At 54.2% G+C, this 14,769-nt stretch carries 12 protein-coding genes and 1 pseudogene; 5 read left to right on the forward strand and 8 right to left on the reverse strand.

Annotated elements, in window-relative coordinates; all coding sequences use genetic code 11:
- Nucleotides 1-5: 5 nt before the first annotated feature.
- The 3 genes from AOY24_RS07635 to AOY24_RS07645 are packed head-to-tail and all read right to left on the reverse strand — an operon-like array spanning nt 6 to nt 2,690.
- Nucleotides 6-500, reverse strand: coding sequence for a PTS sugar transporter subunit IIB (locus AOY24_RS07635; RefSeq protein ID WP_042997994.1), 495 nt, complete (start codon nt 498-500; stop codon nt 6-8).
- Nucleotides 501-511: 11 nt separating this feature from the next.
- Nucleotides 512-940, reverse strand: coding sequence for a PTS sugar transporter subunit IIA (locus tag AOY24_RS07640; protein WP_042997993.1), 429 nt, complete (start codon nt 938-940; stop codon nt 512-514).
- A gap of 4 nt (nt 941-944) precedes the next feature.
- Nucleotides 945-2,690 carry a class I mannose-6-phosphate isomerase gene (locus tag AOY24_RS07645; RefSeq protein ID WP_054176434.1) on the reverse strand — a complete coding sequence of 582 codons (1,746 nt, stop codon included), beginning with the start codon at nt 2,688-2,690 and terminating at the stop codon, nt 945-947.
- Between the two features lie 187 nt (nt 2,691-2,877).
- Here AOY24_RS07645 and AOY24_RS07650 point away from each other — a divergent pair, with 187 nt between their 5' ends.
- The 5 genes from AOY24_RS07650 to caiF all read left to right on the forward strand — a co-directional run bounded on the left by AOY24_RS07650 (nt 2,878) and on the right by caiF (nt 10,329).
- Nucleotides 2,878-3,885 (forward strand): LacI family DNA-binding transcriptional regulator, encoded by a 1,008-nt coding sequence (locus AOY24_RS07650; protein WP_044267378.1) that lies wholly within the window; start codon nt 2,878-2,880, stop codon nt 3,883-3,885.
- A 133-nt stretch (nt 3,886-4,018) separates the two neighbouring features.
- Complete coding sequence (gene dapB / locus AOY24_RS07655; protein WP_042997990.1) at nt 4,019-4,840, forward strand: 4-hydroxy-tetrahydrodipicolinate reductase; 822 nt, start codon at nt 4,019-4,021, stop codon at nt 4,838-4,840.
- 457 nt (nt 4,841-5,297) lie between these two features.
- The gene (gene carA, locus AOY24_RS07660) at nt 5,298-6,446 is read left to right on the forward strand and encodes a glutamine-hydrolyzing carbamoyl-phosphate synthase small subunit (protein ID WP_044255590.1); all 1,149 of its coding nucleotides are present in this window, start codon (nt 5,298-5,300) and stop codon (nt 6,444-6,446) included.
- Between the two features lie 18 nt (nt 6,447-6,464).
- Complete coding sequence (carB, locus tag AOY24_RS07665; protein WP_044255587.1) at nt 6,465-9,689, forward strand: carbamoyl-phosphate synthase large subunit; 3,225 nt, start codon at nt 6,465-6,467, stop codon at nt 9,687-9,689.
- Between the two features lie 250 nt (nt 9,690-9,939).
- Nucleotides 9,940-10,329 carry a carnitine metabolism transcriptional regulator CaiF gene (gene caiF / locus AOY24_RS07670; RefSeq protein ID WP_042997987.1) on the forward strand — a complete coding sequence of 130 codons (390 nt, stop codon included), beginning with the start codon at nt 9,940-9,942 and terminating at the stop codon, nt 10,327-10,329.
- A 44-nt stretch (nt 10,330-10,373) separates the two neighbouring features.
- Here the strand turns inward: caiF and caiE are convergent, their stop codons facing one another.
- From caiE to caiB, 5 genes and pseudogenes are all read right to left on the reverse strand, one after another.
- Nucleotides 10,374-10,970, reverse strand: a complete 597-nt coding sequence (caiE, locus tag AOY24_RS07675) for a carnitine operon protein CaiE (RefSeq protein ID WP_054176435.1) — start codon at nt 10,968-10,970, stop codon at nt 10,374-10,376.
- Nucleotides 10,951-11,088 (reverse strand): annotated as a pseudogene (locus tag AOY24_RS25625) (hypothetical protein); the annotation flags it as partial. The gene caiE and the pseudogene AOY24_RS25625, both read right to left, overlap by 20 nt.
- Complete coding sequence (caiD, locus tag AOY24_RS07680; RefSeq protein WP_054176436.1) at nt 11,085-11,870, reverse strand: crotonobetainyl-CoA hydratase; 786 nt, start codon at nt 11,868-11,870, stop codon at nt 11,085-11,087. The gene caiD and the pseudogene AOY24_RS25625, both read right to left, overlap by 4 nt.
- A gap of 52 nt (nt 11,871-11,922) precedes the next feature.
- Entirely contained in the window at nt 11,923-13,476 is a 1,554-nt protein-coding gene (gene caiC / locus AOY24_RS07685; protein ID WP_054176437.1) for a crotonobetaine/carnitine-CoA ligase, read from the reverse strand.
- A 62-nt stretch (nt 13,477-13,538) separates the two neighbouring features.
- Entirely contained in the window at nt 13,539-14,756 is a 1,218-nt protein-coding gene (gene caiB, locus AOY24_RS07690) for an L-carnitine CoA-transferase (protein ID WP_044255581.1), read from the reverse strand.
- Nucleotides 14,757-14,769 lie beyond the last annotated feature (13 nt).

Genomic DNA, 14,769 nt, shown 5'->3' on the forward strand with positions numbered 1-14,769 from the left:
GCTCCTTATTTCAGCTTCTGGCGCGCATCCTGCCAGCTGTAGCAACTGGCATCCGGCACCAGCCGGAATTCAACCTGATGCCCGCGCTGCGTCAGCCAGTCAAAGGCGGCGATCTCCTGTGCATTGACTGATTGATTAGGGCCAATTGTCGTGGTGTCGGCGCGCGCACTCATTGGACCGACGTTAATTTTGCCGTTGGCGTTGTGCAGACTGATACCCGCTTCTTCGATGCGCATCAGCGTGACCGGCGATTTGCCAATCACGAAATAACGTTTCTCACTGGCGATGACTTTGGGCAGTTTCTCAATCGCGGTGGCGGTATCAAACAACCAGACTTTGGTGTCCTGCACGGCGCCTTTCATCACCGAGGAGAGCAGGGGATCGGCCGCGACGGCATCGTCAATGGCGACAATGCCATCGCAGGGCAGCTCTTTGGCCCAACGTGTGACGAGCTGCCCATGAATAACGCGGTCATCGATACGGACAAAAGAAATACTCATAGCGGTTTCCTTTAAAAATCATCTGACTGCACGGAAAAAACCGGGGCAGCCTTCGTCAACGTGGGGGCAGTTAACGCCAGCAGGGTATCGGCTGCGGCATGGACATCCATGAATGGAAGCACTTCCTCGCTTAACAGCAGCATCGGCAGATTCACTCCTGCCACAACGGCGATGGGAGGCAACGTTTGTGGTGAAAAAGCATGCTGGCAGGCGACGTTCCACGGCGTGCCACTTTGCATATCGCAGAGCACCAGTACTCCGTCAGCGTGTTGTCCCGCCTGTGCCAGTACTTCGCTAAAGCGCGTTTTAAACCCTTCGATACCGGCCTGTTCGCTTAGTGTCACGGCGTAAACATGCGGTAATTCGCCGTAAACCATGCGTCCGCTGGTAAGAAGCGCTTCCGCCAGAGGACCGTGACTGGCAACAATAATGTGGATCATCGGCTTATCCTCTTACCCAGGCTTTGATCGTCGCCAGAGGCTGGTCAACGCTGCCGCCTGAAGGTGAAATTCGGTATTCCCCAACGGCTGCCGGGATGATAAAGGTCTCTGCATAGTGAACGATGAAGGGAGCAAATGCGCCGCTCGGACTATCGACCACGGCTTGCGCACCTTCGACCAGGTTCAGAACGTTCACACCACCCTGAGTATGGTGTGTCACTGGGGCAGTAAACCAGTGACGGCGGGTTTCGATAAACTCACGTTCGTGCATCCCGGTTCTTTCTTCCCGCCAGCCGTCCCCTTCAGCGATGGGCTCAATACGGTTGATCAGATTGTCTTGAACCCATTGTGTATCGCGCTGCCAGTCAATGACTTGTTGACCGTGGTCAAGATGGACAGGACGCGGCAATCCGTCCAGACCCAGACGCCCCCAGTCCCACAGTTTGAAGGTGAAAATATACGGCGTGGCACTGATCTCCAGGACCATTGTCCCGGCGCCTGAGCAATGGACGGTTCCGGCAGGGATGAGAAAATGATCGTGCTTACGGGCAGGGAATTGATTGACAAACCGCTCGTCATCAAAGGCTTTCTCGCCTCGTCCCGCCGCGCGTAAATCGTCCAGCATCTCGCCTGGTACGATCCCGGTTTTTGTGCCCAGGTAGACCACCGCATCTGGCTCTGCTTCAAGGATGTAGTAACTCTCATCCTGGGTATAGTGCATACCAAATTGCTGTTGGATGTATTCAGTAACCGGATGAACCTGGAAGCTCAGGTTCTGACCGCCAATGGTATCGAGAAAGTCAAAACGAATCGGAAATTCCGCGCCAAAACGAGCATGAACTTTCTCGCCAAGCAGGGCGCGGGGATACGTCAGCACCAGGTCCTGAGAGGGGATCTCGATCCGCACATGACCAAAACGCAGTAACAGGCTGTTTTCCTCGGGCACGCAATCAAAACACCACGCGTAGTTGGGCGCTGAGGGATCGAGATCGAATTGTTGTTTCATCCACTGCCCGCCCCAGACGCCAGGGTCAAAGAAGGGGGCGACGCGAAACGGTTGCGTGGTGGTTTGTTGCAACCCGGCGCGTAGCGCTTCGCCGCTGACCATTGCGGGCGCGCCTGCGACCGTCGTATCCAGCAAATAATCAGCGCGTTTGAGCAGCGGCGTTTTGTGCCGGTCAAAGACCCGCCATTCAATAAAAAAGGCGCGTTTATAGCGACGAAGAATATCTTCATTCTGGTTTTTTGCGCCCCAGTTACCGAGACCGTCATGACGCATACGCTGTTGAATTTCCCAGCGCGGCAGATCGGCATACACCAACACATCGCCGGGATGCGCCAGCGCCGCGCCTGGCCCATATACCACCACGAGACCTTCGGGGATGGCTTCAATCTGTTGACGCATCCGGTTGAGCTTGTCGGGATCAAAAAACTCATCAAGATGGTGACAGGAGAGAACGCCAAAGACGCGGTCATCGGTCAGATTACGCGCCAACAATTCATGCAGCGCCTGCTCATCCCGTCGCGCGGATTCAACATTAATCACTACGGTGGCGTTTAGCGCGGCGAAGAGGTGTTGCTCCAGCTCATCCAGTCGCACGCCCGGATAACAATCGATAATCAGTACGGTTTTAGGCGATTCAGAAACCCGGCTGCGAAGTACCGAATGGACCGACGCCCAGCCTTGCCAGGCCTCGTCGTCATAGCCCTGAACATAAACCTCAGGGAATTTATTATAGGTTGTACGCATTTTCTCTCTCCGTGTTGGCTAATTAAAGATTAATCGATTAACCTTATTTTCATAGGGTGGTTAACGCGATTAACCCGCCATAATCAGAAACCAGGGCGGTAAAAAGCCCATCAGCGTGATGAAAATCACACGTACTGGCACATTAATGAGGTTATTCGATTAACCTTTGCGAGAAACAGGAGAAGTCATGACAACCATTACCCTGGCGCAGGTTGCGGAACGCGCTGGCGTCTCCACGGCGACCGTGTCGATGGTACTGCGTAATCGGGGGCGTATTTCACAGGCAACGCGTGAACGCGTACTTAAAGCGCTGGATGATTCTGGCTATGTCTATAACCAGACCGCAGCGAATTTGCGTAATCGCAGCAGCAATCAGGTCGGGCTCTTGTTGCATGATATTACTAACCCATTTTATGGCGAGATGACGGCGGGGCTCAGTCATGAAATGGAGCGGCACGATCTGCTGTTGTTTCTGGCGAACAGCGAAGAGTCCGGCGAGCGCCAGCAAAAGTTTGTTGATTCCCTGATGCGCAATAACGCCTGCGGTATGGTGCTCTGCGCGGCGCGGGAAACGCCGACCTCGTTCTTTGAAGCGCTTAAACGGCGTAATATTCCCGCTATCATGGTGGTTCGCCCGCTTAGCGATCCGGACTTTGATTTTGTCGGCACCGATAATTTTCTCGGGACGCAAATGGCAACGACCCATTTAGTTAAACTGGGGCACAAAAATATCGCCTTCATCGGCGGCAGCCCGAATTCAGGGAGCCGGGCGCAGCGCATTGGCGGATTTACCAGCACACTACTGGAATATGGCATTTCACCGAATCCGCAGTGGATCGTTGCCACTCAGGCCAGCCAGATTGATGGCGCGAAAGTGGCGGAGTCTCTGCTGATGCAACATCCACAAATTACTGCCGCGGTGTGTTATCAGGATATTGTGGCATTGGGGGTAATGCAGGCGCTACGTAAAATGGGGCGTGAACCCGGGCGCGACTTTGCATTAGTCGGGTTCGATGATATTACCGAAGCGGCGTTGGTTCAGCCTGCGCTGACCACCGTGTCGGTCGCGGCAAAAGAGATTGGTCGTAAGGCGGGAGAGTTACTTTACAGTCGTATTCAGGGGAACGATGAGCCGGCGAAACGCATTATTCTGCCTCCGGCACTGGTGGTCAGAGAATCATGTGGTTTTCGCTGATCGTCATGTCTTTTACTGATATCTCTCGCTGTTTATCATTAAATTCTAATTATCGACGTTTTTGGCTAGCGGCATGACGACGTGCTGGTTAATCTGAAAACGATTTACATCATTTTAACGTAAGAGAATAACTATGCATGATGCACAGGTCCGTGTCGCGATAGCGGGCGCGGGTGGCCGTATGGGCCGCCAGTTAATTCAGGCAGCGCTGCAGATGGATGGCGTTGCGCTTGGTGCGGCGCTTGAGCGCGAGGGATCGTCACTGCTGGGCAGCGATGCCGGAGAACTGGCGGGTGTCGGGAAAACCGGCGTTACCGTGCAAAGTCGCCTTGAGGCAGTAAAAGATGATTTCGATGTGTTCATCGATTTTACCCGTCCGGAAGGCACGCTGAATCATCTGGCGTTTTGTCGTCAGCATGGCAAAGGGATGGTCATTGGCACCACCGGTTTTGACGATGCGGGAAAACAGGCGATTCGCGATGCCGCGCAGGACATTGGCATTGTCTTCGCGGCGAACTTTAGCGTCGGTGTCAACGTGATGCTTAAGCTGCTGGAAAAGGCGGCGAAGGTGATGGGCGACTATACCGACATTGAAATCATTGAAGCGCACCACCGCCATAAAGTTGACGCGCCGTCAGGCACCGCGCTGGCGATGGGGGAGGCGATTGCCCATGCGCTGGATAAAGATCTAAAAGAATGCGCCGTCTACAGTCGCGAAGGCTACACCGGCGAACGCGTGCCGGGAACAATTGGCTTTGCCACCGTCCGCGCCGGGGACATTGTGGGCGAACATACCGCCATGTTTGCCGATATCGGCGAACGTGTCGAAATCACCCACAAAGCGTCCAGCCGTATGACTTTTGCCAATGGTGCGGTGAGATCGGCACTTTGGGTTAGTGCAAAGAAAAATGGTCTTTTTGATATGCGAGATGTCCTTGATCTCAACAATTTATAGTTAATTATTACCTTTCGTGATGTGGTTATTGTAATCTCAATGCATTGATTACATGGGGCAATATTTTTATTGCCCTTTTATTTTTCCTGTTACAGATTGCTTTCATTACAAATGGCGTAAAAATCTATCTTTTCTCTCTGTTTTACGTTGCCTGAATGTAAATTTTGACCAAATGGTCTACTTTTTCGAAGTATGAGACTATTTTCTACGCATAATTGTTCACGCAAGCGTTTTCCTGCCAGGGTTAGCTGATCTTTTTGCCTGTTAAATCCGTTGATTTCATCCTGAGTCGCAAAAGAATATAAAAAATACCGCCTTTAAGTTGACTTTTGCCTGCCTTATCTCCAGAATGCCGCCGTTTGCCAGAAATCCACGGGTAAGCAAATTTGCATTGATTCATGCTATGCGAATGCATTAATATGCAAATAAAGTGAGTGAATATTCTCTGGAGGGTGTTTTGATTAAGTCAGCGCTATTGGTTCTGGAAGACGGAACCCAGTTTCACGGTCGGGCCATAGGGGCAACAGGTTCGGCGGTTGGGGAAGTCGTTTTCAATACTTCAATGACCGGTTATCAAGAAATCCTCACTGATCCTTCCTATTCCCGCCAAATCGTTACTCTTACTTATCCCCATATCGGTAATGTCGGCACCAATGCCGCCGATGAAGAATCCTCCCAGGTCCATGCGCAAGGCCTTGTCATTCGTGACCTGCCGCTGATTGCGAGCAACTTCCGCAATACCGAAGACCTCTCTTCTTACCTGAAACGCCATAACATTGTGGCGATTGCCGATATCGATACCCGTAAGCTGACGCGTCTGCTGCGCGAGAAAGGGGCGCAAAACGGTTGCATTATCGCGGGCGATAACCCGGATGCGGCGCTGGCGCTGGAAAAAGCGAAAGCCTTCCCGGGCCTGAACGGCATGGATCTTGCCAAAGAAGTGACCACCACGGAATCTTACAGCTGGACCCAGGGGAGCTGGACGCTGGCGGGCGACCTGCCGGAAGCAAAGAAAGAAGACGAACTGCCGTTCCATGTTGTCGCCTATGACTTTGGCGCCAAGCGCAACATTCTGCGCATGCTGGTGGACAGAGGCTGTCGCCTGACGGTTGTCCCGGCAAAAACGTCGGCAGAAGATGTGCTGAAGATGAATCCGGACGGGATCTTCCTGTCGAACGGCCCTGGTGACCCGGCGCCATGCGATTACGCTATCGACGCAATTCAGAAATTCCTCGAGACCGATATTCCGGTGTTTGGCATCTGCTTAGGCCATCAGCTGCTGGCGCTGGCGAGTGGGGCAAAAACCGTGAAGATGAAATTCGGTCACCACGGTGGTAACCATCCGGTCAAAGATATCGACAACAATACGGTGATGATTACGGCCCAGAACCACGGCTTTGCGGTGGATGAAGCGTCCATGCCGGCCAATCTGCGCGTGACCCACAAATCGCTGTTCGATGGCACCCTGCAAGGGATTCATCGCACCGACAAACCGGCATTCAGCTTCCAGGGCCACCCGGAAGCGAGCCCGGGTCCTCACGATGCCGCGCCATTGTTCGACCACTTTATCGAGTTAATTGAGCTTTACCGTCAGTCCGCGAAATAATCAGGAGTTAAGAGAGCCATGCCAAAACGTACAGACATAAAAAGTATCCTGATTCTGGGCGCGGGTCCGATTGTTATCGGTCAGGCGTGTGAGTTTGACTACTCCGGCGCGCAGGCGTGTAAAGCGCTGCGTGAAGAGGGGTACCGCGTCATTCTGGTGAACTCCAACCCCGCGACCATCATGACCGACCCGGAAATGGCCGATGCGACCTACATCGAGCCGATTCACTGGGAGGTCGTGCGCAAGATTATTGAGAAAGAGCGCCCGGACGCGGTGCTGCCGACCATGGGCGGTCAGACGGCGCTGAACTGTGCGCTGGAACTGGAGCGCCAGGGCGTGCTGGCCGAATTCGGTGTGACCATGATTGGTGCGACCGCCGATGCGATTGATAAAGCCGAAGACCGTCGTCGCTTCGATATCGCGATGAAGAAAATCGGTCTCGACACCGCGCGTTCGGGCATTGCCCATACGATGGAAGAGGCGCTGGCGGTAGCGGCTGACGTCGGCTATCCGTGCATCATCCGCCCGTCCTTTACCATGGGCGGCACCGGCGGCGGTATCGCCTACAACCGCGAAGAGTTTGAAGAAATTTGTACTCGCGGTCTGGATCTCTCCCCAACCAACGAGCTGCTGATTGATGAATCGCTGATTGGCTGGAAAGAGTACGAGATGGAAGTGGTGCGTGATAAAAACGACAACTGCATCATCGTCTGCTCTATTGAGAACTTCGACGCCATGGGCATTCACACCGGTGACTCCATCACTGTGGCACCGGCCCAGACGCTGACCGACAAAGAATATCAAATCATGCGTAACGCCTCGATGGCGGTACTGCGTGAAATCGGCGTAGAAACCGGCGGTTCAAACGTGCAGTTCGCGGTGAACCCGAAAAACGGTCGCCTGATTGTGATCGAAATGAACCCGCGCGTATCCCGTTCCTCCGCGCTGGCGTCAAAAGCCACCGGCTTCCCGATTGCGAAAGTGGCGGCGAAACTGGCGGTGGGTTACACCCTTGATGAGCTGATGAATGACATCACTGGCGGTCGTACCCCGGCATCGTTCGAACCGTCCATCGACTACGTGGTCACTAAAATCCCACGCTTTAACTTCGAAAAATTCGTTGGTGCTAACGATCGTCTGACGACCCAGATGAAATCGGTCGGCGAAGTGATGGCGATTGGCCGCAGCCAGCAGGAATCTCTGCAAAAAGCGCTGCGCGGTCTGGAAGTGGGCGCCACCGGCTTTGACCCGAAAGTGAGCCTGGATGACCCGGAAGCGCTGACGAAAATCCGCCGCGAACTGAAAGACGCGGGCGCTGAGCGTATCTGGTATATCGCCGATGCCTTCCGTGCGGGCCTCTCCGTTGACGGCGTGTTCAACCTGACCAACATTGACCGCTGGTTCCTGGTTCAAATTGAAGAGCTGGTGCGTCTGGAAGAGAAAGTGGCAGAGCTGGGCATTAACGGCCTGACTCCAGACTTCCTGCGCCAGCTGAAACGCAAAGGCTTCGCCGATGCGCGTCTGGCTAAACTGGCCGGTGTCCGTGAAGCGGAAGTTCGCAAACTGCGCGACCAGTACAATCTGCACCCGGTCTACAAGCGTGTGGACACCTGCGCGGCAGAATTCGCCACCGATACCGCCTACATGTACTCCACGTATGAAGATGAGTGCGAGGCGAACCCGTCCGTTGACCGCGACAAAATCATGGTGCTTGGCGGCGGTCCAAACCGTATCGGCCAGGGGATCGAATTTGACTACTGCTGCGTACATGCTTCTCTGGCGCTGCGCGAAGACGGTTACGAAACCATCATGGTCAACTGTAACCCGGAAACGGTCTCTACTGACTATGACACTTCCGATCGCCTCTACTTTGAGCCGGTCACGCTGGAAGATGTGCTGGAAATCGTGCGCATTGAGAAGCCGAAGGGCGTGATCGTGCAGTACGGCGGCCAGACTCCGCTGAAACTGGCGCGTGCGCTGGAAGCAGCAGGCGTACCGGTTATTGGTACCAGCCCGGACGCAATTGACCGCGCAGAAGACCGTGAGCGTTTCCAGCATGCGGTGGACCGTCTGAAGCTGAAACAACCGGCCAACGCCACCGTGACAGCCATCGAACAGGCTGTCGAAAAAGCGAAAGAGATTGGTTACCCGCTGGTGGTGCGTCCGTCCTACGTGCTGGGCGGCCGGGCGATGGAAATTGTCTACGACGAAGCTGATCTGCGCCGCTACTTCCAGACCGCCGTTAGCGTTTCCAACGACGCGCCGGTTCTGCTCGACCGCTTCCTGGATGACGCGGTTGAAGTGGACGTTGACGCCATCTGCGACGGCGAAATGGTGCTGATTGGCGGCATCATGGAACACATCGAACAAGCGGGCGTCCATTCGGGTGACTCTGCCTGTTCTCTGCCGGCCTACACGCTGAGCCAGGAAATTCAGGATGTGATGCGCCAGCAGGTACAGAAACTGGCCTTCGAACTGCAGGTTCGCGGTCTGATGAACGTCCAGTTTGCAGTGAAAGATAACGAAGTCTACCTGATTGAAGTGAATCCACGTGCGGCGCGTACCGTACCGTTCGTCTCTAAAGCGACCGGCGTACCGCTGGCGAAAGTGGCGGCGCGTGTGATGGCCGGTAAATCGCTGACCGAACAGGGCGTGACCAAAGAAATTATCCCGCCGTACTACTCGGTGAAAGAAGTGGTGCTGCCGTTCAACAAATTCCCAGGCGTCGACCCGCTGTTAGGGCCAGAAATGCGCTCCACCGGGGAAGTGATGGGCGTGGGGCGTACCTTTGCGGAAGCGTTCGCCAAGGCGCAACTGGGCAGCAGTTCTACCATGAAAAAACAGGGCCGAGCGCTGCTCTCCGTACGTGAAGGCGACAAAGAGCGCGTGGTTGACCTGGCGGCGAAACTGCTGAAGCAGGGCTTTGAACTGGACGCCACCCACGGTACCGCGATTGTGCTGGGTGAAGCAGGTATCAACCCACGCCTGGTGAACAAGGTGCATGAAGGTCGTCCGCACATTCAGGACCGTATCAAGAATGGCGAATACACCTACATCATCAACACCACCGCAGGGCGTCGCGCCATTGAAGACTCCAGGGTGATTCGCCGTAGCGCACTACAATACAAAGTGCACTACGACACCACGCTGAACGGCGGCTTTGCCACCGCGATGGCGCTGAATGCCGATGCAACAGAGAAAGTCATCTCCGTTCAGGAAATGCACGCGCAAATTAAAAAATAAGCGGCGGCATCATTTGCCCCGGTTTTAAAAACGGCTCCGGAAACGGAGCCGTTTTTTTATGCACTCAGTTCATTCCTGGAGATATATTGCGCAACAGGACAAATTTCATTGTAACAAGCAAGATTTGGCTCACACTAATGCGCCGCTAAGTTGCTTACTATCATTGAATCCCACAATTTAAATAGGGTCTTGTTTTGTATTTTTACGGACAGGGCATAACAAGATTTTTAATTTGTGAAATGGTGTGCTTATGTGTGAAAAATATGTTGAAAAGCCGCTTTATCTGTTAATTGCCGATTGGGTGATGGCAGAAAAGCGTTGGGTAAGTGCGAAAGAGATCGCGAAGCACTTTAATATGGATCACTGCAAAGCGATCAATACCGTCTCTTATATTCTCGCTGAGGTTGGGGAGATTAATTGCGAGACTAAGACTATCCCTAATCAACTGGAAGGTCGTGGATGTCAGTGTCAGCGCCTGGTCAGAGTGACGCATATTGATCCACAGCTGTATGCCCGCCTTGGGCATAGCGCGCAGGTGAAGATGGTCAGCAAATCGCCGCGGATGTCGGCGGTGCCGCCATCAGAACTAAACCGCGAGCAAAAATGGCAGATGATGTTGTCAAAAAGTATGCGTCGATAAGTTCGGTTTTGCCGGATGGTGCCTTGCGCCGCCATCCGGCATGATTACATGGCCGATTTAGGCTTCACCTCCGTTGTGCCCTTCAGGCGCGGCCGGTTTGCTTCAACCGCCGTTAATGGCGACGTTTCCCGTAGCGATGCCCGACAGCGTACGGCGAGATCCTGATATTCCTTCGTATTCAGCCGCTTCCAGTGCAGTTCCTGTTCGCTGACCTCACGCATAACGCGGGCTGGCGTGCCGACCAGCAACTGTCGTGCGTCGCCAGTAAATCCGGCTTTGACGAAACTCATGGCGGCGACAATGCTTTCGTCGCCGATCACCGCACCGTCCATGATCACGCTGTTCATGCCGACCAGTGCGTCCCGGCCTATCACGCAACCGTGCAGGATAGCACCGTGTCCGATGTGTCCATTCTCGCGTACCACCGTGTCCGTATCGCAGTAGCCATGCATGATGCAGCCATCCTGAAGGTTGGAGCCCGCTTCAAGGATTAAGCGGCCATAGTCCCCGCGCAGTGAGGCGAGTGGACCGACGTATACGCCAGCCCCTACGATGACATCGCCAATCAGTACTGCGCTGGGATGCACATACGCCTCGGGATGAACCACGGGAATTAAGCCTTCAAAGGCGTAAAAACTCATCGGCATTCCTCAATTGTTTTTTGCCGGATGGCGGCGTAAACGCCTTATCCGGCCTACGCAAGCGTGCAGACATTCGGGCCTGCGTAGGCCTGATAAGCGCAGCACCATAAGGCATTAGCGTCCTTTCCAGACCGGATCGCGTTTTTCAGCAAACGCCTGCGGCCCTTCGAGCGCATCTTCAGTGTGCAGTACGGACGGATAGTGTTTCAGCACGCCGCTGCGGATGAAACGATAAGCCTCTTCCACCGGCATTTCACTGGTTGTGCGGTAAATCTCTTTCAGCGCGGCGATGGCCAGTGGTGCGCTGTTCACCAGCTGTTGTGCCAGTTCACGCGCGCTGTCCATCAGTTCCTGCTGGCTGACCACGCGATTGACGATCCCCCAGCGCTGCGCTTCATCTGCATCCATGCGTCTGCCGGTCATGATCATTTCATTGACGATGGCCGGGGGCAGTATTTTCGGCAGACGCAGGACGCCGCCGCTGTCCGGTACGATGCCGAGTTTGGCTTCAGGGAGGGCAAAGCTGGCGTTATCGGCACAGACAATAAAGTCTGCGGCCAGCGCCAGTTCAAAGCCACCGCCGAATGCATAGCCATTGACGGCAGCGATCACCGGTTTGTCGAGATTGAAGATTTCAGTCAGGCCAGCGAATCCGCCGGGGCCAAAATCGGCGTCTGGTGCTTCACCTTCCGCCGCGGCTTTTAAATCCCAACCGGCGGAAAAAAACTTCTCGCCTGCGCCGGTGACAATCGCCACGCGCAGTTCGGGATCGTCACGAAAATTAAGAAAAACCTCACCCATCTGGAAACTGGTTTTGGCATCGATCGCATTTGCTTTTGGTCGATCCAATATAATTTCCAGAATCGATCCGTTGCGGGTTAAATGTAAAGATTCACTCATGGTTCATCTCCAAAAATAGGATGTCTGGCAGGGGTTATTCCTGCCTGTAGGGTTATTTCAGGTTTTTTTTGATTATTTTTCCTGAACAATTTCGCGGCAGGTCGGTTCTAATCTCCATAATTGAAGGGACTTTAAATTTCGCCATATTTTTTTCGCAGAAGCTGAAAAACTCTTCTTCACTGAGCGTTTCACCCTCGTTGAGAACTACAAAGGCTTTTATCGCTTCGTCACGAATTGAATCGTTAATTCCAATAACGACGATGTCCTGAATTTTGGGGTGTGCCGAAATAATATTTTCCAGCTCCACGCAGGAGACGTTTTCTCCCCCTCGTTTAATCATGTTGCAGCGGCGATCGACAAAATAGAAAAAACCGTCTTCGTCGCGATAGCCGGAATCACCGGTATGCAGCCAGCCGTTCGGCTCGAGCGCTTTGGCGGTGGCATCCGGCCTGCCGTAGTACTCTTTGAAAATCGTTTTACCCGGCACGCCCTTAATACAGATTTCCCCAATTTCACCGGCGGGCAGCGCACGGTTTTGCTCATCGCGAATTTCTGCTTCGTAACAAAAGCCGGGACGTCCAATAGAGGGCCAGCGTCGCTTATCACCGGGGCGATCGCCGATGATGCCGACAATGGTTTCCGTCATGCCGTAAGAGGTCAGCAGACGCACACCGAAGCGTTCAACAAATGCATCTTTTTCCTGCACTGACAGGTTGAGGTAATACATCACTTCCCGTAAACAGTGCTCTCTGTCCAGCGGTGATACGGGTTGAACCATCAGCGTTCTGATCATCATCGGGATGCATTCCGTGACGGTCGCGCGGTATTTACGCACTTGTCCCCAGAAAGCGCGGGCGCTGTATTTCTCTATCAGCACAAAGGTTGCGCCCGCCGAGAAGGCGGCCATGGCGGCAGTGCACTGACAGTCGATGTGAAACGCAGGCATGACCGTCAGGTAAACATCGTCATCACGCAGGGCGCATTGCCACGACGAGTAGTAGCCGGAAAAACGCAGGTTGTAATGGGTGATCACCACGCCTTTAGGGCGGGAAGTGGTGCCGGAGGTAAACAGGATCTCGGCCATGTCGTCCGTGGACAACGGTGGGGTATAGCGCAATGTCGTCGGCTGCTGATCCTTCAGCGTCGTGAAATGGCTTACGCCATCAGCGATCGGCAACGCCTCACCAATCAGGCAGATATGGCTAAGCGGCGTCGTCTTTGCCTGTTGGATCTGCCGATACATCGGATAAAAAGCGGCGCTGGTTACCAGCAACTGAACGTCACTGTTTTGCAGGATCCACGCGCTTTCTTCACGCAGCAGACGGGCATTGATCGGTACCATGACCGCGCCAATTTTCGCCAGCCCGAACCAGCAAAAGAAAAACTCCGGGCAGTTATCCAGATGCAGGGCGACCTTATCACCTTTGCGAATGCCCAACGAGTGGAAAAGGTTTGCCGTCCGATTGATTTCCTCGTTAAGCGAGGCGTAGCTGTACTGGCGCACGTCCCCTTCGCTGGATTCGCAAATCAGCGCTGTTTTACTGCCATAAACTTCGGCCAGATCGTCCCACATCTGGCGTAAGTGTTGTCCGCCAACGATATCCATTGCACTCCTGTCCATTTTCACAGGCGTTGTGCTAACCGGGCGAGCCGGTCAGCATTTCGCATTTAGTTCTCAACTTTGGCCAGACCCTTACTGACCAGTTCCTTAATGTCTGCGTCGTTGTAACCGATATTTTTCAGAATGGCGGCAGTGTCCATGCCGTGCGACGGCATGCCGCGCCAGATTTTCCCCGGATTGTTTTTGAATTTCGGCATGACGTTTGGCCCTTTGCAGGTGCGGCCATCCATCGTTTGCCACTGGGTAATGGATTCGCGGGCAACGTACTGCGGATTGCCTTCCAGCTCCGGAATGGTCAGCACTTTGGCGCAGGCGATATTCAGCTCGGCGAAACGCGCCTGCACTTCCTCGATGGTGTGTGCGGCCAGCCACGCATCCAGTTTTTCTTCGACCAGCGGTCCGTACGGGCACTCGACGCGGTGAATCAGTTGTGTTCCTTCCGGCACTTCCGGCGTACCGAGAATGTGCGCCAGACCGATGTCTTTAAAGCATTCGGTGACCTGGGTAATCCCGACCAGCTCCATCACGATGTAACCGTCGGCGCATTTATACAGCCCACAACCGGCGTAATAGGGGTCTTTACCTTTGGTCATGCGCGGGCAAATTTCACCGCCGTTGAAGTAATCCATCATGAAATACTGACCCATGCGCAGCATCACTTCGTACATCGCCACATCGATACTTTCGCCTTTGCCGGTTTCCCGCACCTTATGCAGTGCCGCCAGCGCGGCCGTGGTGGCCGTCATGCCGGAGAAGTAGTCGGCGGTGTAGGGGAACGCGGGCATCGGCTGATCAACGTCGCCGTTTTGGATCAGGTAACCGCTGAAGGCCTGAGCGATGGTGTTATAGGCCGGAAGGTTGGTGTACTCCTCGGTACCGTACTGGCCGAAGCCGGACAGGTGAGCGATAACCAGTTTCGGGTTATGTTGCCACAGGACCTCATCGGTAATTCCACGACGGGCAAACGCCGGACCTTTACTGGCTTCAATGAAGATATCGGTGGTTTCCATCAGTTTCAGAAACGCTTCCCGACCTTCATCTTTAAAAATATTCAGCGAGAGCGCGTGCAAATTACGCCGCGACAGCTGCGGATAGTTTGGCTGAACACGGATGGTATCGGCCCAGGCGACGTTCTCAATCCAGATAACTTCGGCGCCCCACTCGGCAAACATCTGACCGGCGAACGGCCCGGCGATTTCGATCCCGGAGAAGACAACCCGCAGCCCGGCAAGCGGCCCAAAAGCAGGCATTGGTAGACGATCCATAAAATGCTCCTGA

Origin of the sequence: Citrobacter sp. CtB7.12 (assembly GCF_001297795.1) — a bacterium.
In the GTDB taxonomy this organism is placed as follows: Bacteria; Pseudomonadota; Gammaproteobacteria; order Enterobacterales; family Enterobacteriaceae; genus Citrobacter_A; species Citrobacter_A amalonaticus.

Coding starts and splice junctions, on each gene's coding strand:
- carB (WP_044255587.1), top strand. CDS start 6,465: ATGCCAAAACGTACAGACATAAAAAGTATCCTGATTCTGGGCGCGGGT.
- AOY24_RS07640 (WP_042997993.1), bottom strand. CDS start 940: ATGATCCACATTATTGTTGCCAGTCACGGTCCTCTGGCGGAAGCGCTT.
- caiB (WP_044255581.1), bottom strand. CDS start 14,756: ATGGATCGTCTACCAATGCCTGCTTTTGGGCCGCTTGCCGGGCTGCGG.
- AOY24_RS07635 (WP_042997994.1), bottom strand. CDS start 500: ATGAGTATTTCTTTTGTCCGTATCGATGACCGCGTTATTCATGGGCAG.
- caiD (WP_054176436.1), bottom strand. CDS start 11,870: ATGAGTGAATCTTTACATTTAACCCGCAACGGATCGATTCTGGAAATT.
- caiE (WP_054176435.1), bottom strand. CDS start 10,970: ATGAGTTTTTACGCCTTTGAAGGCTTAATTCCCGTGGTTCATCCCGAG.
- dapB (WP_042997990.1), top strand. CDS start 4,019: ATGCATGATGCACAGGTCCGTGTCGCGATAGCGGGCGCGGGTGGCCGT.
- AOY24_RS07650 (WP_044267378.1), top strand. CDS start 2,878: ATGACAACCATTACCCTGGCGCAGGTTGCGGAACGCGCTGGCGTCTCC.
- AOY24_RS07645 (WP_054176434.1), bottom strand. CDS start 2,690: ATGCGTACAACCTATAATAAATTCCCTGAGGTTTATGTTCAGGGCTAT.
- caiF (WP_042997987.1), top strand. CDS start 9,940: ATGTGTGAAAAATATGTTGAAAAGCCGCTTTATCTGTTAATTGCCGAT.
- caiC (WP_054176437.1), bottom strand. CDS start 13,476: ATGGATATCGTTGGCGGACAACACTTACGCCAGATGTGGGACGATCTG.